Source organism: Bradyrhizobium sp. WD16, assembly GCF_024181725.1.
GTDB lineage: Bacteria > Pseudomonadota > Alphaproteobacteria > Rhizobiales > Xanthobacteraceae > Bradyrhizobium_A.
In genome coordinates, this window is the sequence record NZ_CP028908.1 from 5,206,927 (window position 1) to 5,226,884 (window position 19,958).

Sequence of the window (19,958 nt, forward strand, 5' to 3'; positions counted from 1 at the left end):
CGCCCGAAGCCACGCCGGCCGCCGCAGCCAAGGATGAATTAGAAGCGGCTGACACGGTTTTCAGGCGATCCGCTTCCACATGAAAGTGGTGGGACAAAGGGACCCGTCCGGCCACAGGGCATAGTCAGGAATTTCCCCCGCGATCTGCCAGCCCTGCCGGCGATAAAGCCGGTAACCGTCACCGCCTGTGACCGTATCGAGGGTCAGAATCGTCTTGCCCACCCGTCTCGCTGCCGTCTCAGCCTCGTCCATCAGCGCGCCCCCGACGCCGCGATGACGGGCGTCGCGACGCACCAGCATCTTGGCGATCTCGCCGCGATGGGGCTGGTTCGGAGGCGTAGAGACTATGACCTGGACCGTTCCGACAAATTCGCCCTGATCGGGGCCGGCCGCGATGAGCAACCGCTCGCCGCGCCCGACGCTCGCCGCGACGTCATGCCAGAAGTCCTCGGCATCGGCGCGCGTCAGACCGGCCATGAAACTCACCGAGGCGCCGCCGGCGATGCAATCCATCAGAATGTCCGCAAGCGCGGGTGCAGCGGCATGCGCTGTGTCGGCATCGAGACGGTGGATCTCCATCGCTTGCTCTTCTCCAGATCGGCCTTCCCAACCGGCACCACTACTTCCACAATGACCTTAGCTCGCCTCGTTTGCTAGCGCTATGGATCTGACGCTCGTATCAGCATTGCAGCGAATTCGTCGTACGCGCGTCAGATCAAAAACCGCAATAGAATCACCATAATGCTGGTGCCCCCTTTTCCAACGTTCGTATGAGTGCTCGCCGCAAAGGGATACGAACGTTAGAACCAGGACGCGAGCACGTCCTCGTGCCACACCGCGCCCAACAGAGAGCAGAGAAACCGACGTTGGAAATCGTGACCAGCCCCGAGATGATCGTCGCGGGAATACCCATCCAAGCCAACTGGCAGCAGCTGTGGGAAGAAGTCCCCAAGGCCTGGGGAAGCCTGTTCGCGCGCGCCGCCGAGTTCGAAAAACTGAGCGACGGCCCCTTCGTCGACGTCAGCCTCGGACGGAGCGATGTCGCCTATCTGCAGCTCGTCGGCTTTCCCCTGCGTCACGGCGTGCGGGTCCCTGACGGGCTCAAGGCCATGCACATTCCCGTGCAACGATTGCTGCATCACCGCCATGTCGGTGACGTCAAGGGCATCGCCGCAAGCTTCGGCGCCATGGAGGCCTGGGCGGAGCAGCACGCACTTCCTCCGAGCGAATTCAAACTTGACTTTGGTTATACCCTCGCCGGCGACGAGACTGCACATGATCTCTATATCGGCCTCAGGCCCGAGACGCCGTGGCGGCATGTCTAGCACTTGCCGGATTGCCGTCGCCGCAAAGGCAACACTGGCGACGCAAATAGGCACTTTCAATGTTGCCGCGGCTGCCCGACATTGGCCTTGCGCGGCCAACTCAGCACGGTCTCGCGCAGCACTGATCTCAAGGTAGTTCGAACACAGATGAAATTGAAATCGCACTGGTGGTGGGACCTCTCCGCCCAGGACTTCAATACGCTGGACCTCAGCCGGATCGTCGCGGTCCTGCCGGTCGGAGCGGTGGAGCAGCACGGCCCTCACCTCCCGGTCCGCGTCGACGCGGCAATTTGCGATGGCGTCATGCGGCATGCGGTCGCAAGGATGTCCGAAGATTTTCCGGCCTTGATCCTGCCTGCGACGACCATCGGCAAATCCAACGAACATTCCGCCTTTGCCGGCACCCTCACGCTCGCCGCCGAGACGCTGGGCCGGGTCTGGTATGAAATCTGCGAAAGCATCTTCCGCGCCGGCATCCGCAAGGTTCTGTTCGTCAATGCCCACGGCGGCCAGCCGCAGGTCGTCGACATCGTCTGCCGGGAGCTACGCGTCAATCTCGGCATGTTCGCCGTGTCCTCCAAATGGTCGAGCTTCACTGACCTGAGCGACCTGTTCAGCGCCGATGAGCGTAACCATGGCATTCACGCCGGCGAGGTCGAGACCAGCGTGATGCTGTATCTCCATCCGGAGCTGGTGGACATGGCGCGCGCCGAGGACTTCGTCCCGCTGTCAAAGCTGCTCGAGCAGCAGAATGAGATGCTGATGCCGGAAGGCGGCGCTGTCGGATTCGGCTGGCAGATGCAGGATATCCATCCCAAGGGCGCTTGCGGCAACGCGTCGCGGGCGGATGCGGACCGTGGACGGATTGCGGTCGAGCGCGCCGCCGACCGCCTCAACAAGCTGATTGCCGAGATCGCCGCCTATCCGCTGAGCCGCATCCGGCCGGGCCCGGACTTCTCAGCGACGGCCAAGGTGGAATGAGGCCACGCCGCCCGGCACAATGGCGCGAAGGTCGAGACCCGACCGGGAATAGAAACTCGAAGAGATAGCCGGGCCGTCGATTTCAGCGAGCGCGCGATTGCCGCCCTCCAGCCGGCTTTCGTCGGCGTTCGGGGAGAGTTGCGCCGTCATGCTCCAAGCTCTGATCCGGGCCGGCATAGCCGGCGATCTTGATGTCGAGGACGAGGAGACAGGCCTGCAGTTCCGCCACATGGGCGCGGACGCGCTTGCGATGCGCTTCGAGCAACGCCCGACGCTCCGCCGCGGTAGCCGGGCCTCTTTCGCGCAATGCGGCGTAGCGCAGCATCTCCCGGATCGGCATGCCGGTCGTCTTCAGCCTGCCGAGGAATTCGATCCAGACGAGGATCGATGCGTCGTAGTCACGTCGGCTCGATCGATCGCGGACGGCATAGGGCAGCAGCCCGATCCGCTCGTAATAGCGGATGGTGTGAGCCGACAGTCCCGAGCGATTCGCGAGTTCCCCGATCTTCATGTCACAGGCGCTGCTTCCGTCACGACGCGGGAGACACTACAAGTTCGAGCGCGCTCTAAGTCAAGCGCCGAGCCAGGGACCGACGATCCGCATTTCATCGGCCCCGCTGGCCTGCGTGCGCTTGAGCACCGCAAAGATCTCGTCGGTGGCTTTGGCGCTCGCCTCCGCCAGCGCGGCTCCCATGCAGAGCTGGGCGACCAGAAGAGCCGTGAAAAGATCGCCGGTGCCGCAGGGCCGGATCGGCAGCTTCGCGACCGATGTCCGATGCAGGCCCGACGACGTGCAGGCGACCGTCTCGACGCAGCCCGGCGCAGTATCGTCGAGCACGCATCCCGTCACCACGACATCCCCGGTTCCGCGCCCGCGCAAGATTACCGCAGCGTCACCGATCGCGTCGGCCGAACGCGCTTGGCGTCCGGCCAGCAGTTCGAGCTCATACTGGTTGGGCGTGACGATCGACGCCGAAGTCACCAGCCGGTCGCGAAAGAAATCGATCAGCGAGCTTGCGACAAAGACGCCGAGATCATCGTCGCCCATGACGGGATCGCAGACATAAAGAAGGTTCGGATTGCGCGCTTTCGCCCGCGCGACGAACCCGGCAACCACCGCGGCATTCTCGACCGAACCGAGGTAGCCGCTGAGTAGCACCGCCGCACGATCGACGAGACCGCGCTCCTCGACGCCGCGCAGCAGGGCCGCCACCAGCTCCGGCTCCAGCACCCGTCCGTGGACGGTGGGATAGCGGGGATGGTTGGACAACAGCACGGTCGGCACGGCCGCCACTGTCAGTCCCCTCGCCTGCATCGGAAACACGGCGGCGCTGTTGCCGACATGGCCGTGGACGACCTGGCTCTGGATCGAGATCACCAACATAGCCGGCTCTTTACCGCATCTGGCCCATCATGGAAACCGGCCGCGGCCTGGCCCTGACAAGGTCTGTCCGACCTGCCCGCTCGCCGGTCGTGCCCTTCTCGATAGCGCGGCGAGCGCGGGTTTTCCTAGTGTCCCGTTTCCAACGTTCGTATCCCATTGCAGCAGGCGCTCATACGAACGATGGCGGATCGGCGTCAAACGGTTCGCCGCCGCAAATCCGTTCGGCAGCGCTCTTATCGCCCACCACGCCCTCAATCTCTACAAGCCGAGACTGGACGACACCCCGAACGCCGACGACATCCATCCGCTGTTCTGGAAGCATTTGCCCGCTATTGTCGATAGGGACCGGGCGGAGGTCGCCGCATTCGTCGACGAGATGTCCCGGCACAAGGCGAGCCTGCTCGCGCGAATGGGAGAGAACGCCGATCGCGCCAGTTGGGCGACGGCGAAAGCCTCAGCCTCAACGGCCGTCTGATCCAGGTCCTCGACGCGATTGCAATCTACCTGTCGTCGAACCTCATGCAGCCGCTCGGCGACGCGCCCCCCGCGGGCTTTGCGAAATATGACTGGAACATCCTCAACGTACCGATGTCGAGCGTCTCTGACCGCGTGGCCCTCGAGGTCAGCCCGACCGCAGGCGGCGCGCTCAGGCGCACCCCCTATCCGTTCGACATCGACCCGCTGCCCGTTGACGTCCCGGTGCGAATTTCGCCTGGCATTTCATCGCGTGCGGCGTTCGATTTCCACGGGAATGCCATCGAGAAGCGGATGCTCCGGTTCACCTTCACCAACTGAGCGCACCGCGTTCGAGCGAACGGACTAGAATCCATCCGCGATCAGATCCAAGGAGCATGCCAGATGGTATCGCTAACTGAGAAAGGCTTTTCCCGGACACTTGGCTTCGGCCAACGGCCGGCCCTCCTGGTCGTCGACTTCATCAACGGCTTCACGGACCCCGCCTCTCCCCTCGGCGCCGACGTCGCTCGCGAGATCAGCGAGACGAACCGCCTGCTGGCGCGATTCCGGCAACGGCGCCTGCCGATCTATTTTTCATCGATCGAGTACGACGATCCATCGGCGACTGACGCGGGGCTCTGGAGGAAGAAGATTACGGGCCTCGAGGAGCTGATTGCCGGATCGTCCGCGTGCTTGGTCGATCAGCGGCTCGCACGCCGAGCGAACGAGGCGCTGATCCGCAAGAAATTCGCCAGTTGCTTCTCCGGAACGGGCTTCCTCAGCCGCCTTGTCGTCGCCGATGTCGACACGATCGTGGTCGCCGGCTGCACGACCAGCGGATGCGTTCGGGCCACCGTGGTCGATGCCTGTCAAAGCGGCATTCGCCCGATCGTGGCGCAGGATGCCGTCGCCGACCGTCTCGCCGATACACATCGACAGTCGCTGACGGATATTACGCTGAAGTACGGCGACGTCATGCCGGTCGATGACATTATCTCGTCGGTGGATGCGATACGGGACGAGGAAGCGACACGGGACCGGCCGGATCCGGCGTAATCGCCCGGCGCCCTGCCGTTCGACGCGATATTTGAATTGGCCGCGCAACCACAGCCCTGCTGCCCGTTCTATTGATAATCCGCGGCCTGTTCTGTTAAGGAGAGACCGGGACGAGGAAAATGCTCAAATTCTTTGGCGCGAGCAGAAGATGGGTTGCCGTTGGCGCTGCATGGGCGGCCACCTATGCGCTGGTCTTTCAGATTTTTTGTGCCGGCCTGCTGCTCGCCTCGGTCTCCCCGGCATCTGCCGATTTCGACGCCCCACTCTGCATCACCGGCCTTCACAAGCAGGATTCCCACAGCCAGGAGTCCCCAGCCAACCCTGATCTGCCTATCGCAAAAACGGGCCTCTATTGCCCGCTATGCACGGTCCATTTTTTCGGCCACGCGCTTCGGCCCGAAGCTCCGGCGCTGTTTCGCGCGGTCGCCGTCCCGGTCCCGGCTCGCCCGGTCTTCGCGCCGCAAGCCACCGCCTTTACGTGTGTTTACGCCGAACGCGCGCGTGATCCTCCAAGCCAGATCTGACAACCGGCGCTGACGCGCCGCGTCATTGATTGTCAGTTTCGATCTGGTGGAGTTTACCAATGCTTTTCGGCTTTTCCAAGCCGCGCGCGCTGCTGCTCGCGTCGGCCGCCGTCTTCATTTCCGATTCAAGCTCGTTCGCCCAATCCAGCAACTCCCCGCTTCCCGGCATCACCATCGATGAACCGGCGCGATCGCAGCGGCCGAAGAGGCGGGCCTCGTTGCGACGCAGCGACCAAACCACCACCGTCCGGCGCAATATCGCGAGCCAGGGCGACCTTGCCCCCGCCGCAGCGCCCGCCACCGCAAGCGGGACAAAAGCCCTGACCGGCAATCCGGCCGAGCGCAGCGGCAGCCTGACCGTGCCGACGGCGGCGGAGGCACAAGCGGAGATCAACCGCACCCCCGGCGCGGTCACCCTCGTTCCGTCCTCAGTCTATGCGACGTCGACGCCGGCGGCGACCATCAAGGACATCGTCGATTACGTCCCCGGCGTCCTTCTGCGCATGAACGAGCCCGACCAGGTCGGCCGCTTGTCGATCCGCGGTTCAGGCCTGTCGCGTAACGCCGATGTGCGCGGCGTCGCGGTCTATATGGATGGGATCATTCCGCTGACGCGCGCCACCGGCGACACGTCCTTCGACGAGATCGACCCGACCGCCTACCGCTATACGGAGGTCTACAAGGGGGCCAATGCTCTGCGCTTCGGCGCGGCGACCCTCGGCGGCGCGCTGAATTTCGTCACGCCCACCGGCTATGACGCGAGCCGCCTCACCGGGCGGGTCGACATCGGCAGCTTCGGCTTCAAAAAATGGAACGGATCGTCGGGCGGCGTCTATGGTCCCGCCGACTACTTCGTCAACGTCACCCGCCAGCAGGACACCGGCTTTCGCCAGCACACCGAAGGCGAGAACTTCATCGGGTCGACCAATTTCGGCTACCGCTTCACGCCCGATATCGAGACGCGTTTCTATTTCAATTCCGCCAACGTCTCGCGCAACCTTGCCGGCAACGTCAGCAAATCGCAGGCACTCACCAATCCCGCGGCTGCCAATATCGTCCCTGGTCCCAACAACGACAACATCGATTGGAATATCGGCAAGGAGACGGACGCAAAACAGGTCGCCAACAAGACGGCCATCCGCTTCGGTTCGACCACCCTGCTCGAATTCGGCGGCTTCTATCTCAACCGCGACATCAACGCGCGGGTCTTTGCCGTCATCGACACGCAAGCGCACGAGGCCGGGGGCTTCCTGCGTCTCGTCGACGATCGTCTGCTGGGCGGCTTCCGCAATCGCCTTGTGGCCGGCGCCAGTCTCCAGGACGGCACGCAGCGGCGACGCCAGTTCATCAATAACGGCGGCAATCCCGGCAAGATGAATTTCGATGCCGACCAGATCGCCAAGAACAGGATCCTTTATGCCGAGAATTCCTTCTATGTCGTGCCAAACGTCGCCTTGGTCGCGGGCGTCCAATATGCCAAAGCCTCGCGCGAGCAGCGGGATTACCTCGGCAGTCTGTCGGGTATTGCCGAGTACGACCTGACGAGCCCGAAAGCGGGCGTGCTGTGGGAGGTGACGCCCCAGGTTCAGCTCTTCGGCAATGTCTCGCGCAGCGCCGAAGCCCCTACCTTCGGGGAAGTGACCATCACCTCGACCTCGACCGTCGGCCTGAAGCCCCAGAAGGCGACCACCTACGAGATCGGGACGCGCGGCGACTTTGCCGACGTCAAATGGGAAGCCGCGATCTACCGATCACTCATCCAGAACGAGTTTCAGTGCCTGACCAGCGTCGCCGGCACCGGCTTCTGCACCCAGATCAATATCGATCGCAGCGTCCATCAGGGCGTCGAGCTCGGCACCAGCGCCGCGCTCTACAAAGGATTGCTCGCCACCGGCTCGCGGCCGGACGAGATCTGGCTGAACGCCGCCTATACCTACGGCGATTTCCGCTTCGACAACGACCCCGCTGTGGGCAACAACCAGTTGCCGGGGCAGCCACGCCACTACATGCGGGCCCAGCTGCTCTACAAGCATCCGTCCGGCGTCTATTTCGGCCCGAATGTCGAATGGGTGCCGGAGCGCTATTTCGTCGACAGCGCCAACACCGCCTACGCCGACCCCTATACGCTGTGGGGCGCCAAGTTCGGCTTCGACGACGGCGGACCGGTCACGGCCTATATCGAAGGCCGCAATCTGGCAAACACCGCCTACATTTCTTCGGTCGGCGTCGCCAACCAGGCCACCGATCTCAGCAAGCTGTTCTATCCGGGGTCTGGCCGCGCGGTCTATGCCGGCCTGCAGGTCAAATGGTGAGGAGCTGAGGATGCACGGAGCGAGGATCGACATGATGTACGCACGATCGATGTCAGGGCGGGCTTTCCGACGACTGACTGGTGGATTGGCCGTAGGCCTCGTCCTGGCGGCGGCGGGCGCGTCGGCTCAGACGTCAAAGGGGCAGCCCGTAGCCATCTCCTTCGGCCTTGCGGTCGCCGACACGCCGGTCGGCTGCGGGGCGCCGCTGACCGCCCTCGGCACCGGTCGGGTCGCGGCCAGCCTGAACGACGCGAGGCTCTATGTCTCCGACCTCAAGCTGATCGACGCCAGGGGGGGCCGCGTCCCCGTCAAGCTGACGCGCAACGAATGGCAGTTCGCCGATGTCGCGCTGATCGACTTCAAGGACGGTCGCGGCGGCCGGACTGGCTGCAGCAAGGACAATCCGGCGAAAAACACCACCGTCGTCGGCACTGTCCCGAAGGGGCGCTATGCCGGGATCGAATTCACTGTCGGCGTTCCGGCGGCGGCGGAGGTCGATGGCAAACAGGTTTCGCTCAACCACAGCAATCTCGAGACCGCCCCCGCCCCGCTCGATATCGCGGTCATGAACTGGAGCTGGCAGGCCGGGCGGAAATTCATGCTGGCCGAAGTCAATCCCGCCGGCGGCTTCAAGCGCCAAGACGGCAGCCCGGCCCGCACGTGGATGGTTCATCTCGGCTCGACCGGCTGCAAAGGCAATCCGGCGACGGGAGAGATCATTGCCTGCGCGCGTCCGAACCGGTTCGTCGTCACCTTCGAGCGGTTTGATCCGCGCTCCCAGCTGGTCGTGCTCGATCTCGCCCAGCTCTTTGCCGGCAGCGATCTCGCAACCGACAAGGGCGGCGCCATCGGCTGCATGAGCGATCCGTCCGATCCCGAATGCACCGCGATCTTCCAGGCGATCGGTCTCAATCTGAACGAGACGAAGCCCGGGGCCGGCGACGAAGGCCGGCAGACCACTCCCGGCCGGTCGCCGATCTTTACTGTGCGAGCCAAGCCATGACGAGGCTCGGCCGTACCAGACGCGGCCGCGTCCGCGCTCCTGCCGCCGCGTTGGCCATTCTCGCCGGCGCGACGGCATCGCTCGCTGTCGTGGGGCTCGGCACCGCCGACACCGCCAAGCTCAAGCCATCGACCAAGGCGCCGGCCGTTGCCGACGACTGGATCTGGGACCTGCCCAGCTATGTGCCGGTGCCGCGCGTCCCCGCCGACAACCCGATGAGCGAGGCGAAATTCGAGCTCGGCCGGCACCTCTTCTACGACAAGCGCCTGTCCGGCAACGGCACGCTCGCCTGCGCCTCCTGCCACCTGCAGGACTATGCCTTCACCGACCGGCGGCCGGTGTCACCCGGCTCGACCGGCGAACAGACGCCGCGCAACGCGCCGACCACCGTCAACGCCGCCTGGCACGCCAGCTACACCTGGGCAAATTATTCGCTGGTCACCCTCGAGAAGCAGATGGAGAATCCGCTCTATGGCGAACGCCCGACCGAGATGGGTGTGACCGATGCCAACAAGGACGAGATCCTCGCCCGGCTCGAGAGCGATCCCCGCTATCGCGATCTGTTCCGCGCGGCGTTTCCGGCATCCGAGAAGCCATTCACATTCGACAGCGTGATCAAGGCGATCGCCGTGTTCGAGCGCGGCATGGTGTCGTTCTCGAGCCGCTATGACCGCTATCTCCAGGGCAAGGAAAAGCTGACCGAAGCCGAGCAGCGCGGTCTCGACATCTTCTTCGGCGAACGTGGCGAATGCCATCACTGCCATGGCAGCCCGAATTTCGACGATCAGTTCGTGCACGCCAAAAGCCGCGACGTCGAACTGCCCTTCCACAACACCGGGCTCTACAATATCGACGGCAAGGGCGCCTATCCGGCGGCCAATCGCGGCCTGATCGAACTCTCCGGCGAAGCGTCCGACATGGGCCGCTTTCGCGCCGCCAGTCTGCGCAATATCGCCGTGACGGCGCCCTACATGCACGACGGCAGCGTCGAAACTCTCGAAGAGGTCATCGACATTTATTCGGACGGCGGCCGCGACATCGCTCACGGCCCTTTTGCCGGGGACGGCCGCAGCAATCCGTATAAGAGCGACCTGATCGTCAAGGGCAATTTCAGCGCCCAGGAGAAAGCCGATCTCGTCGTCTTCCTGAAGGCGCTGACGGACACCGAGCTGCTGACCGCGCCGCGGTTCGCTGATCCGTGGAAGCGGTAAGATACGGATGGCGGCTGTACAATGGCGAGTGCCGCTCCCGCCCCCAACGTCCCACCTTGTCTCACTCGAGACGAATGGGAGCTCGAAATGACAATCGCCCTCAGAATGTCGTCCTGCGCCTGTGGACGCGTTCGTTGCGAAGCCTTGGGCAAGTCAATATTGAGCGGGGTCTGCTATTGCGCGGATTGTCAGGAAGGCGGCCGTCGGGTCGAAGCTCTGCCGAATGCCGCACGCATCCGCGACCCGGACGGCGGCACCCCCTATCAGACCTATCGCGATGATCGATTTCGCTGTGTGTCGGGAGAGGAGCTCTTGGTGGACTACCGGCTCAAGCCAGCGTCCTCCACGCGGAGGGTGGTCGCGTCCTGCTGCAACTCCGGGATGTTTCTGAAATTCGATCCAGGATTTTGGGTTTCGACCTATCGATTCCGATATGATGGCGAGCTACCGCCCATCGAGATGAGGACCCAGACACGGCACCGGAGGTCGGAGACGGAACTACCGCGCGATGCGCCTGCCTACCGACGATTTCCCTTGAAGCTCTTCTCGAAACTGATCGCGGCGCGCATCGCGATGTTCCGCGGCCGATGAGATCGTTCGAAGGATAGTCGTTCTCAGGGCACGTTCTCAAACAGGCCGCGGTCATGGATTTCACAACCGATCGCCCCGTCCCGCCGGCCAAAGCCGCCGCACGCACGAGCGGACAGGCATCCAGGAGTGCCTCTCCACTCCTGGTGGCTGGTGGTCCGATTCCAACATTCGCATCTAGCTCGGCTCCCGCCCGAATTTCTGGCGCATCTCTCTGCCCGCGTGGACAAAGAGCGCTTTGGCGGCCGGCGCTACACCAAGCATGTGCATGCAAGCATGCACCATTCCTTGGAGGAGAATGAGCTTGGCCGGAACGCCCCCCTCTTGAAGCTTTCGCGCATAGGCTTCGCCTTCACTGCGCAGCGGATCATATTCGTTGACCATGATCGTCGCTGGCGGCAAACCGGATACGTCAGCCCGCAATGTCGCCGCGTACAAGGGAGGTGTCGACATTTGCCCTCCCAGATACGCATCCCAGCAGAACCTCATTGTATCGCGCGTCAGATAGTATCCGTCGGCGAACTCCTCGTATGAGGCTGTATCGAGATCGGTATCAACGGCCGGATAGAAAAGGAGCTGATGGGCGATAGACGGACCACGGCGATCTCTGGCTAGCAGCGCGACTGCGGCAGCCAGATTTCCTCCGGCGCTGTCGCCGGCGATGGCGATACGATGTCCGTCGATCCCCAGTTCGCCCGCGTGGTCGGCGACCCAGCAAAAGGCACGATAGAAGTCTTCCAGTGGAACAGGATACGGATGCTCCGGGGCTAGCCTGTAACCGACCGAAACGACGACACAACCCGTTGCATTTGCGAGGGCGCGGCACGGATTGTCGTACGCCTCCAGCGAGACGAGGCACCATCCTCCGGCATGCGCGAATACGATGGCAGGCTGTTTTTCGCCCTTCTTCGTTCCGGCCGGCCAATAGGCCCTGACCGGAACGACGACATCAGGCTCGTCCCCTTCCACAGCAATGTCTTCAATTCGGTCGACAGCTTCCAGCACACCCTGCATCGACATCAGCGCGCGGTCGGTATTCGACCGGAGCTCGTCAAGAGATGCTGGTCGAGTGGTGGGCATGCGTGCCAGGAACGCGGCAATGTCTGCGTCGATCGTCACTTGCTTAACCCCTCAAGGAAAAAGGGAACGACCTGCGCATTGAACTCCTGCGGGCATTCTTCCATTACGAAGTGACCGCAGTCGCGGACGATATTCCCCCGCAAATCCGTCGCGTGCGGACGCAGCGTTTCGATCGGGGCGTCAGCGGTGGCGAATTCAGCGCCGATCGCAAGAACCGGCATGGATAGTGGCCTGCTCGCACGCTCCCGATTCTGCCGGATCGTCTCTGGGATAGCGCGGTAATAGGCAAATCCGGCCCGGATTCCTCCTGGCGTTCCGTAGGCGCCGGCATAAACATCCGCAGCGACCCGATCCCTTCGGTGGGACCATTTGTCGAACATGAAGCTCAGATATTCCTTCTCCCGCCCCGATGTAAGGAACTCCGGCAAGTCCAGAACCTGATTGAACATGAAATGCCAGAGGAAAATATTGTCGGATGGTGGCACGAAGATCTGTGGCGCGGGAGCCAGACCGGGGATGACGGCCTCTGTCAGCGCAATCCTCTCCACCGCCTCCGGATAGTCGCTCGCCAACGCATATCCGACCCACATCCCCACATCATGTCCGGCGACGCAGTAACGCTGGTGGCCAAGCCGGATCATGACCTGATGCAGCGCGCGAGCGGCCGAACCCGTGTCATAACCGCTATCCGGCTTATCGGAGTAACCAGCACCGACCGGATCGACGGCAACAACCTGGAAGCCATTCTCGGCCAGTGCCACCATGATATGGCGCCAAGCATACCAAGTCTGCGGCCATCCAGGGATTAAGAGAACCGGCTTGCCGTCGCCAAGGACAGAACAGTGAATTCTCTGCCCGTCGACGCGGACATAACGGTGCATGAGACCATCGGACGCAACGTCCAGCCCAATCGAGTTTGCCATGATGTATTCCTTGGAAAGGACGTCAGAAAATGCCGAGGATCTTGTTCATCTGAGCCGCGCTCAGAGGCGTTCCGGCAAAATCATCGAAGATTTTTTCCGTGACCTGAATGGTGTGGTCACGAATAAAGGCCGCCCCCTCGCGAGCGCCGTCTTCCTGATCCTTCAGGCAGCACTCCCATTCGAGCGTAGCCCAGCCTTCGAAGTCGTATTGGGCAAATTTCGAGAAGATCGAGCGAAAGTCGACCTGTCCATCACCCAGGGACCGGAAACGTCCCGCGCGTTCGATCCATGACTGATAACCGCCATAGATGCCCTGGCGTCCGGTGGAGTTGAATTCGGCATCCTTGACGTGGAACATGCCGATCCGCTCATGGTAAATGTCGATGAAGTCGAGATACTTGAGCTGCTGCAGGACGAAGTGGCTGGGGTCGTAGAGAATTCGGCACCGACTATGCCCGCCGACACGCTCGAGCAGCATCTCGAAGCTGACGCCGTCGTGCAGATCTTCGCTGGGGTGGAGTTCATAGCACAGATTGATGCCCTGCTCATCACACGCGTCGAGCACAAGCTTCCACCGTCGAGCCAGTTCGTCGAAGGCAGCTTCGACCAATCCCTCGGGGCGCTGCGGAAACGGGAAGAAATATGGCCAGAGAAACGAGCCGGAGAATGTCCCCATCTCGGTCAGCCCAAGTCGGCGCGAGGCCCTAGCCGCAAGCTTGATCTGTTGCAGCGCCCATTCGCTTCGAGCTGCAGCATTTCCGCGAAGCTCTTCGGGAGCGAAGGCGTCACACATCACATCGTAAGCCGGATGCACGGCAACGAGCTGCCCAAAAATGTGCGTCGTCAGTTCGCTGATGACCAACCCGTGCTCGGCCAAGACGCCAGAAACTTCATCGCAGTATGTCTGGCTCTCGGCGGCCTTGCGAACGTCGAACAAGCGCTGATCCCACGCAGGAAGCTGGAGGGCCTTGAAACCCAGGTTGCCGGCCCAGCCCGCAATGGTTGCCAGTTGGTTGAAGGGAGAGAGAGCATCACTGAACTGCGCCAGATGGATGCTTGGACCTTTGATCCGCTTCATCGCGCCACCATTCTTTGTCAGTCGCTAAAGAATGCGACCTTGCAGGAGGATGTCAAGGGGGTTATTTGTTGATCGATCAAGAATAGAGCAGCGGCATGGCTGGCAGGCCCAGAGAATTCGACAGAGACTTGGCCCTTGAGCGGGCTCGCGACCTCTTCTGGGCGCGGGGCTATGAGGGCACATCGATGTCCGATCTGGTGGCTGGCTTGGGCATCGCCTCGGCACGGATCTATGCGGCCTTTGGTTCCAAGGAGGCGTTATTCCGCGAAGCCATCGAACATTACGAGGCAAGAGAGGGCAGCTTTGCCGAACGCGCCCTGTCTGGGGTCAAGGACGTTCGCTCCGCCTTGGAAAACATGTTCCGGGAAGCCGTAAGGCTTTACACGACGGGACAGAGGGGATGCATGGTCGTTTCGGCGGCAACCAACTGTGCGCAGGAAAATACGGCCGTGAGCGCCTGGCTGGCCGAACATCGAAAAGCAAGAACCCAGTCGATCATTGAGCGTCTGCGGGAGGCGAAACACTCTGGCGAAATTCCGGACCACATTGATGAGGTGGCGCTCGGCGACTGCTGCGCAACGCTGCTTCACGGTTTATCAGTGCAGGCCCGGGATGGTATTGACCGCCATCGGCTGGACGCCATGGTCGATGCGTTCCTTGCGGCGTTTGATCTCATGATGGGCGGGAATAGTCGTCCAGATGTCCGGCTGAAACGATCATGAATGCCGTCTCTGCGTCGCGCGCGCTCAGCTCACGCGCAGGACTCCCGTTAAAGTCACATAAATATGAGATGGCAACCATGCGTATCTCGGCCGCAAATGTCGCGGACGCCGGTGCCGCCCGACGATAGCCGGAGCCTCGGAATCATTCACCCTTTAGGATAAAGCGGTCACGATGGGCTGACAGGCTCAGTCGATACAGAAGCCGTTCCAGCGCATAGCGCGTCAGCAGAATCCTGAAAGTCCGTGCGTTCGACGCGAGACCGGTCGAGCAGACGAGCCCGCACCGAAGCGCCAACGTTTTTTCTTGGTTCACGCGCCATCGGCCACCGTCGCTTCCACATAGTCACCTCTCCCGTCGGACGAACGTCGATGCGGAGAGCCCGCCTGGCCGACACGACGATCTACGAGATGGAACAGCGCGGCGAGTTATGTCGGCCCATTCCAGGAGCATGTGCCGCCGCTGCGGTTCGTATTCCGCTTTGTTGTAGACGCCGCGCGATGAGCGCCCGTCCTCGTGAGCTTTGTTTGATTTCAGCTAGTTATGCCGACGTGGTGATAGTTCGCGAAACGCCGCGAACCACATCATGTCATTCCCACTCAATTGTTTGAGATCGTTGCAACCACTTGAATTTGTTGCAAAAAGTATTTTTCCGTTCAAATACTACCGGCTCAGGTCGCGTCAGAAAACTACAATACTGATTTTATTGAAGAATTTCTGCTGGCCTTTGCAAGCCATCTATCGGCCACTATCGGATCTTTGCACGCCATTCCAGGCCTGACGCCCAAAACAGGTCAAAGCCAAAAGTGCCGTCAGCGCTTGTAAGATCACCCGCCCAGGCGTTCGTTAAAGGCATCAGCGCGGCTGCCCTTGGCCCGGCGCTCCAGCAGAGCCCGCTCGCGCTCGTTCGTGGCAAGGGCGGCGGCAAGGGCGAATGCTTGGCGGGCGTCCTCCACGCGACCGAGCCGTTCCAGAAGGTCGCCGCGCACACTTGGCAACAAGTGATAGGTTCTCAACTCTGGAGCCCCGGCGAGGCGTTCCACTATTTCGAGTGCGGCGGCCGGCCCGACAACCATCGCCACAGCCACCGCCCGGTTGAGTTCGACGACCGGCGAATGGGTCAGTGCTGACAAATGCGCATAAAGACCGGCAATGCCTGCCCAATCCGTATCCTCCGGGGCGGATGCGCGTGCATGGCAGGCGGCGATGGCGGCCTGCAGGCCGTAAAAGCCCGACCCTCCGCCAAGCGCCTGTGCGCGAGCGAGGGCGTTCAGGCCGCGCCGTATCTGCAACAGGTCCCACCGACGGCGATCCTGATCCATGAGAAGGATGGGGTCGCCTTCGGGACCGGTGCGCGCTGCATTGCGCGATGCGTTCAGTTCCATCAGCGCGACCAGGCCGTGGACTTCGGGCTCTTCGGGCGTCAGGGAGACAAGGACGCGACCAAGACGGCGCGCTTCGTCGCAGAGTTCCGGCCGCAGCCAGTCGTCACCGCGCGCGGCGGTATAGCCCTCGTTGAAGATCAGGTAGATGACCTCCAGCACGGCGGGCAACCGTTGAGCCCGCTCCTCCCCGCGCGGAGTTTCATAGGCGATGCCCGAGTCCGATAGCAGACGCTTGGCGCGCACGATGCGCTGCGCGACCGTCGCCTCCGGCAGCAGGAATGCGCGGGCGATCTCCCCGGTGGTGAGGCCACAGATCATGCGCAGCGTTAATGCGGCGCGCGATGGGGGCGGCAGCAGCGGATGACAGGCGGTGAAAATCAGCCGCAACATCTCATCACCAATGTCGTCATCGAGGGCAGAGTCGAAATCGGGCATCGCGTTTTGCTCGGCCTCCAGCGACACCGCGATCATCGCAAGTTTGCGGGTCAGCATCGGTGTGCGGCGCAAATGCTCCTGCGCGCGGCGTCTGGCGGTGGCCATCAGCCAAGCGCCCGGACGTTCGGGAATGCCGGCCGTTGGCCACCGTTCCAACGCCGCGACGAGCGCATCCTGGGTCAGTTCCTCAGCCAGCGGCACGTCGCGCAGCATCCGACTCAGGCTGGCGGTCAGCCGGGGCTGCTCGATCCGCCATGTGGCAAGGATCGCGCGGTGGATATCGCTCTCCGTCCCGCTGGCCGCCAAATGTCAGGCGCCCCTGGTCATCGAGCCGGCAATTCCGCGGATTTCACAGATGCCTTCCCAGCCGGGCATATGGTCCTTGTGCACTTGCATGAATTCCCGCGCGGCGGCGAGAGCCTCGTCAGGCCCCGGTAGATCAAAAATCGCGAACCCGCCGATCATCTCCTTGGCTTCGATGAACGGCCCATCGATTACCTTCATCTCTCCCTTGTCGATGGTCACCTGGGCACCCGTGGCCTGCGGAAATAGGCCGCCATCGTCTAGCATCCGGCCGGCCTGGATCTCCCGCTGCGCCATCTTGTGCATGACCTCCATGAGCGCCGGCGTTGGTTCAGCGGCATGATTCGACTTGACGATGAATAGGTAGCGCATCTCTCTTACTCCCTCGACGGTCGGCGGCGCCATCGCTGCCAGATCATGCCGTCATCCTGTCGATGGATGAGCCTCAGCAAAATCGACATGATAGCGAAAAAAATTTGCGTCGAGGAGATTTTAACTCATCACCTCCTCAATGCCACCAGACAGGAGCACTCCGACCCACTCCAGCAGCTTTGCATCACCCGCAGATCGGACCGGCAGATAGAAAGGAATAGGCCAGTTCAATGGGAATGAAAAACGGATGATAACAGCAATAAAGCGAGGGTGAAAATCACCGCAGAAACTACGCCATTGCCGCCGTTTGTATCCGTCACTCCCACTCGATGATTAACCGGAGCGGTAAGTATTTGAATTTTCGATGAATGCAAAACTGAGAAATCGACGCTTACCGTCATATATACCGTCAGATTCGCACGCAATTGATTTTCCACAATAAATGTATCGCGGTGCGCGGCGTCGATCTGATCGTTCGCATTATATACGAAGTGCGGGATCAATAGCTAGAGCCGATCGCAAAAGCCTGTGATTTACTGCGATAGACAACGAAGCGCCGTGCGCGTTTCGCGCTGCTCTGCAGGCTACACATTCGATGCCCTCCAGCCTTCGCCGGGCTTCCAACGCTCGTATCGTCGCCGGGAACGCCAAAGACGGATCCGCCCGTTGTTGGGCAAACCGATATCGCGGGTTTGGAAGTCACCTCTTCGGACTGACCAACCATACAAGGTGCGTAGACTGAGACGTCGCTCCCTGCTGGCACCGTCAGCGGCCGCACTTGCCGACAAAAATGCCTAAGGCAATGCACTGTCTCCTGCGCTTTGCGGTCCCTCTAGAATTCATTGCATTAGGTGGGATCGGGCGAAAAGAAGTCCGGCAGGTCATGTCTGAGTTTGGCGACGAGCTCATGATCTGGGAAGCGATCGATGGCCATCGTCCAAATCGCCAATGCCTCAATCTTCTCCCCCCTGTTCCAGTAAGCACCGCCGAGATTGAACATCGCCAGATCGTAGTGGGGATCCAGCGCAAGGGCCTTCTCATAGGCGTCGATCGCTTGCGCAGAATGCCCAAGGTCGCCGTAAGCCGCGCCGAGCTGAAACCAGCTCATAGCATCAGGCTGGATACGCTCGGCCTGTTCGCGCAAGATCGGCAGACTCTCTTCAAACCGACCGAGAAAGTTGAGGGCAGTCCCGAGACAGTAGCCGTAGTGACCGCCCGCCAGATCGTAGGCCTTCCGAAAACAGAGCTCAGCCTCGGCCCAGTCCGCCTCATCTTGTGCCCAGTGCCCAAGGCGATCCCATAAGAGGGCGGCTTCATCCTTGTCGTCGATGTGCTCGATTTGTCTGTTAAACTCGTCCCGAAATCCCGCGTAAGTCCGGCCGACATCCTGTCCCTCCGCTCGCAGGTACAAAGTCGACAACAGCAACTCGCGACGGCCTCCGGAGCTCTCGGGGTGGGCACCGACATAGCGGTGCCAGAAGCCCAGCGCCTGGCGCGCATTCTCCGCCGTTGTCCGACCGAAGCTCGCCACCAGCCGTGCGAAAAACGGCCAGATCCATGGTTCACAATCAGCTTGCGCAAGGAGGCCATTGATCTCACGGAACGCCGCGCTCCCCTCTCCCATGTTGAAGAGCACGTTGGCTCGCCACCCTGCAACGCCGGCTGCCTTGACGCGCGTAGGGTCGGTGAAGACGGCCTGATCCAGATGCGTGAGGGCATGCTTCCACTCGCCCTGGCGCACGTAGAACAGGGCCAAGGCATTGTGCGCTTCAGGAAGGTGTGGGTTCAGCCGCAAGGCTTCGCGATAGTGCTCGACTGCTCGCTTCTCATCTCCGAGCCGTTCAAAGCTCGTCCCGACGTTCTTATGGCCTTGGGATGCTAGGTCCGGCGAATTGGCGAACGCGGGGTCGGCGAGAGCCGCCTCATAGGCGGCCTTGGCGTCCTCCTCCTGGCCGAGCGCAGAGAAGGCATTGCCGATCGTGTAGTGAAGGCTGCCCCGCTCGTAGCGGCCCAGGTCGAGCTGACTCCTGAAAAACGTCACGGCGGCTTCGATCCGGGTGCGCGACCGACTTAACCCCGCCATCCCTAGGTTGACCTCAGCCATGTAAGCCGGGCCCATGGCTTCGTTGCCCACCCCGAGCACCGCCGCGAACCGATCGAACGCCGCGCTGATCACTACGTCGGCGTCCTGATTGTAGAGGTGCGCAAGGAGTTGGCCGGCTAGGGCCGGATCGTCCGGAACATGGATGTCCGGAATACCGCGCCGAACGAGACCAGCGACATCGCCAGGCGCTGCCCGTGTCTGCTCGATCCGACGATCGCGCGCCGCCCGCGCCGCGGATCTAGCCAAAGTGGCCAGCCGATCCAGCCGCGCGTTCGTCAGCTCGTCAGTGAAATTGACGGTGAGCGATTGCTGGTGGGTCCAGTTTTTTCCCGCGTGCTCGTATTGGTGGAGAACAGTCTCCGCTGGGCAGATGCGCAGCGACGACGTCGGGATGTGATAAGCGGCGTAGAAGCTGTGCGGGTGCATCAGCAGGTAATTCAGGTTTGAGCGGCTGACCTCAATGCTGAGAGAGCCATCCGCGTTGAGCGGGCGCTCTGTCCCTTTGAGCTGCACGTGGACCCTGACGTTGGTCGCCTGCTCCTGGTCGACGACTTCGACTTCGCAGTCCGTACCATAGTCCTTTCGGTCGGCGCGTTGGAGGATGAAGCGACCGCTCGCCGTGAGGCGCCCCTGGAAGGCCGTTTCCGCCTTCTCTTCCGCGACATGATTGGCGTCACGCTTCGGCAGATCGTCGAGGTGGTCCAGATCGTCAACCATC

19 protein-coding genes and 1 pseudogene are annotated in these 19,958 nt (G+C 62.0%); 10 read left to right on the forward strand and 10 right to left on the reverse strand.

The features are described from left to right. Positions 1–60: 60 nt before the first annotated feature. Positions 61–579 (reverse strand): N-acetyltransferase, encoded by a 519-nt coding sequence (locus tag DB459_RS24050; protein ID WP_253708888.1) that lies wholly within the window; start codon positions 577–579, stop codon positions 61–63. Between the two features lie 296 nt (positions 580–875). Here DB459_RS24050 and DB459_RS24055 point away from each other — a divergent pair, with 296 nt between their 5' ends. Together DB459_RS24055 and DB459_RS24060 are read left to right on the forward strand one after the other, a co-directional pair. After that, on the forward strand, positions 876–1,325 hold the full coding sequence (locus DB459_RS24055) for a hypothetical protein (protein ID WP_371927006.1): 450 nt from the start codon (positions 876–878) through the stop codon (positions 1,323–1,325). 147 nt (positions 1,326–1,472) lie between these two features. Further along, positions 1,473–2,306, forward strand: a complete 834-nt coding sequence (locus DB459_RS24060) for a creatininase family protein (RefSeq protein ID WP_253708892.1) — start codon at positions 1,473–1,475, stop codon at positions 2,304–2,306. An 82-nt stretch (positions 2,307–2,388) separates the two neighbouring features. On the opposite strand, the gene DB459_RS24065 is transcribed toward DB459_RS24060, so the two are convergent. Then, positions 2,389–2,817, reverse strand: coding sequence for a MerR family transcriptional regulator (locus tag DB459_RS24065; protein WP_253708895.1), 429 nt, complete (start codon positions 2,815–2,817; stop codon positions 2,389–2,391). A 60-nt stretch (positions 2,818–2,877) separates the two neighbouring features. Further along, positions 2,878–3,690: a pyridoxal kinase gene (pdxY, locus tag DB459_RS24070; RefSeq protein WP_253708898.1), complete on the reverse strand. Its 813-nt coding sequence runs from the start codon at positions 3,688–3,690 to the stop codon at positions 2,878–2,880. A 435-nt stretch (positions 3,691–4,125) separates the two neighbouring features. On the opposite strand from pdxY, the gene DB459_RS24075 reads away from it, so the two are divergent. The 7 genes from DB459_RS24075 to DB459_RS24105 all read left to right on the forward strand — a co-directional run bounded on the left by DB459_RS24075 (position 4,126) and on the right by DB459_RS24105 (position 10,843). After that, a complete protein-coding gene (locus tag DB459_RS24075; RefSeq protein ID WP_253708900.1) occupies positions 4,126–4,485 on the forward strand; it encodes a hypothetical protein in 360 nt (119 codons plus the stop codon). A gap of 63 nt (positions 4,486–4,548) precedes the next feature. Next, on the forward strand, positions 4,549–5,202 hold the full coding sequence (locus DB459_RS24080; RefSeq protein WP_253708903.1) for an isochorismatase family protein: 654 nt from the start codon (positions 4,549–4,551) through the stop codon (positions 5,200–5,202). Between the two features lie 119 nt (positions 5,203–5,321). Then, positions 5,322–5,726, forward strand: coding sequence for a hypothetical protein (locus tag DB459_RS24085; RefSeq protein ID WP_253708907.1), 405 nt, complete (start codon positions 5,322–5,324; stop codon positions 5,724–5,726). Between the two features lie 59 nt (positions 5,727–5,785). Then, a complete protein-coding gene (locus DB459_RS24090; protein ID WP_253708910.1) occupies positions 5,786–8,038 on the forward strand; it encodes a TonB-dependent receptor domain-containing protein in 2,253 nt (750 codons plus the stop codon). A gap of 85 nt (positions 8,039–8,123) precedes the next feature. Next, positions 8,124–9,041: an MbnP family copper-binding protein gene (locus DB459_RS24095; protein ID WP_253708913.1), complete on the forward strand. Its 918-nt coding sequence runs from the start codon at positions 8,124–8,126 to the stop codon at positions 9,039–9,041. Beyond that, the gene (locus DB459_RS24100) at positions 9,038–10,252 is read left to right on the forward strand and encodes a methanobactin export MATE transporter MbnM (RefSeq protein ID WP_253708916.1); all 1,215 of its coding nucleotides are present in this window, start codon (positions 9,038–9,040) and stop codon (positions 10,250–10,252) included. The genes DB459_RS24095 and DB459_RS24100 overlap by 4 nt, the downstream gene beginning before the upstream one ends. Before the next feature lie 87 nt (positions 10,253–10,339). After that, positions 10,340–10,843 carry a GFA family protein gene (locus tag DB459_RS24105; protein ID WP_253708919.1) on the forward strand — a complete coding sequence of 168 codons (504 nt, stop codon included), beginning with the start codon at positions 10,340–10,342 and terminating at the stop codon, positions 10,841–10,843. Positions 10,844–11,017: 174 nt separating this feature from the next. On the opposite strand, the gene DB459_RS24110 is transcribed toward DB459_RS24105, so the two are convergent. From DB459_RS24110 to DB459_RS24120, 3 genes are read right to left on the reverse strand one after another with little or no spacing between them, the layout of a single operon-like run. Further along, the gene (locus DB459_RS24110) at positions 11,018–11,959 is read right to left on the reverse strand and encodes an alpha/beta hydrolase (protein ID WP_253708922.1); all 942 of its coding nucleotides are present in this window, start codon (positions 11,957–11,959) and stop codon (positions 11,018–11,020) included. Further along, positions 11,956–12,843, reverse strand: coding sequence for an alpha/beta fold hydrolase (locus DB459_RS24115; protein ID WP_253708925.1), 888 nt, complete (start codon positions 12,841–12,843; stop codon positions 11,956–11,958). Before DB459_RS24115 ends, DB459_RS24110 begins: the two co-directional genes overlap by 4 nt. A gap of 22 nt (positions 12,844–12,865) precedes the next feature. Next, positions 12,866–13,921, reverse strand: a complete 1,056-nt coding sequence (locus tag DB459_RS24120; protein WP_253708928.1) for a sugar phosphate isomerase/epimerase — start codon at positions 13,919–13,921, stop codon at positions 12,866–12,868. Positions 13,922–14,016: 95 nt separating this feature from the next. On the opposite strand from DB459_RS24120, the gene DB459_RS24125 reads away from it, so the two are divergent. Next, a complete protein-coding gene (locus tag DB459_RS24125) occupies positions 14,017–14,643 on the forward strand; it encodes a TetR/AcrR family transcriptional regulator (protein ID WP_256519228.1) in 627 nt (208 codons plus the stop codon). Between the two features lie 148 nt (positions 14,644–14,791). Here the strand turns inward: DB459_RS24125 and DB459_RS24130 are convergent. From DB459_RS24130 to DB459_RS24145, 4 genes and pseudogenes are all read right to left on the reverse strand, one after another. After that, positions 14,792–14,963: pseudogene (locus tag DB459_RS24130) on the reverse strand (nucleotidyl transferase AbiEii/AbiGii toxin family protein); the annotation flags it as partial. A gap of 505 nt (positions 14,964–15,468) precedes the next feature. After that, positions 15,469–16,767 carry an RNA polymerase sigma factor gene (locus DB459_RS24135; RefSeq protein ID WP_253708933.1) on the reverse strand — a complete coding sequence of 433 codons (1,299 nt, stop codon included), beginning with the start codon at positions 16,765–16,767 and terminating at the stop codon, positions 15,469–15,471. 3 nt (positions 16,768–16,770) lie between these two features. Then, a complete protein-coding gene (locus DB459_RS24140; protein WP_253708936.1) occupies positions 16,771–17,169 on the reverse strand; it encodes a YciI family protein in 399 nt (132 codons plus the stop codon). Positions 17,170–17,983: 814 nt separating this feature from the next. Continuing rightward, the gene (locus DB459_RS24145; protein WP_253708939.1) at positions 17,984–19,957 is read right to left on the reverse strand and encodes a tetratricopeptide repeat protein; all 1,974 of its coding nucleotides are present in this window, start codon (positions 19,955–19,957) and stop codon (positions 17,984–17,986) included. Position 19,958 lies beyond the last annotated feature (1 nt).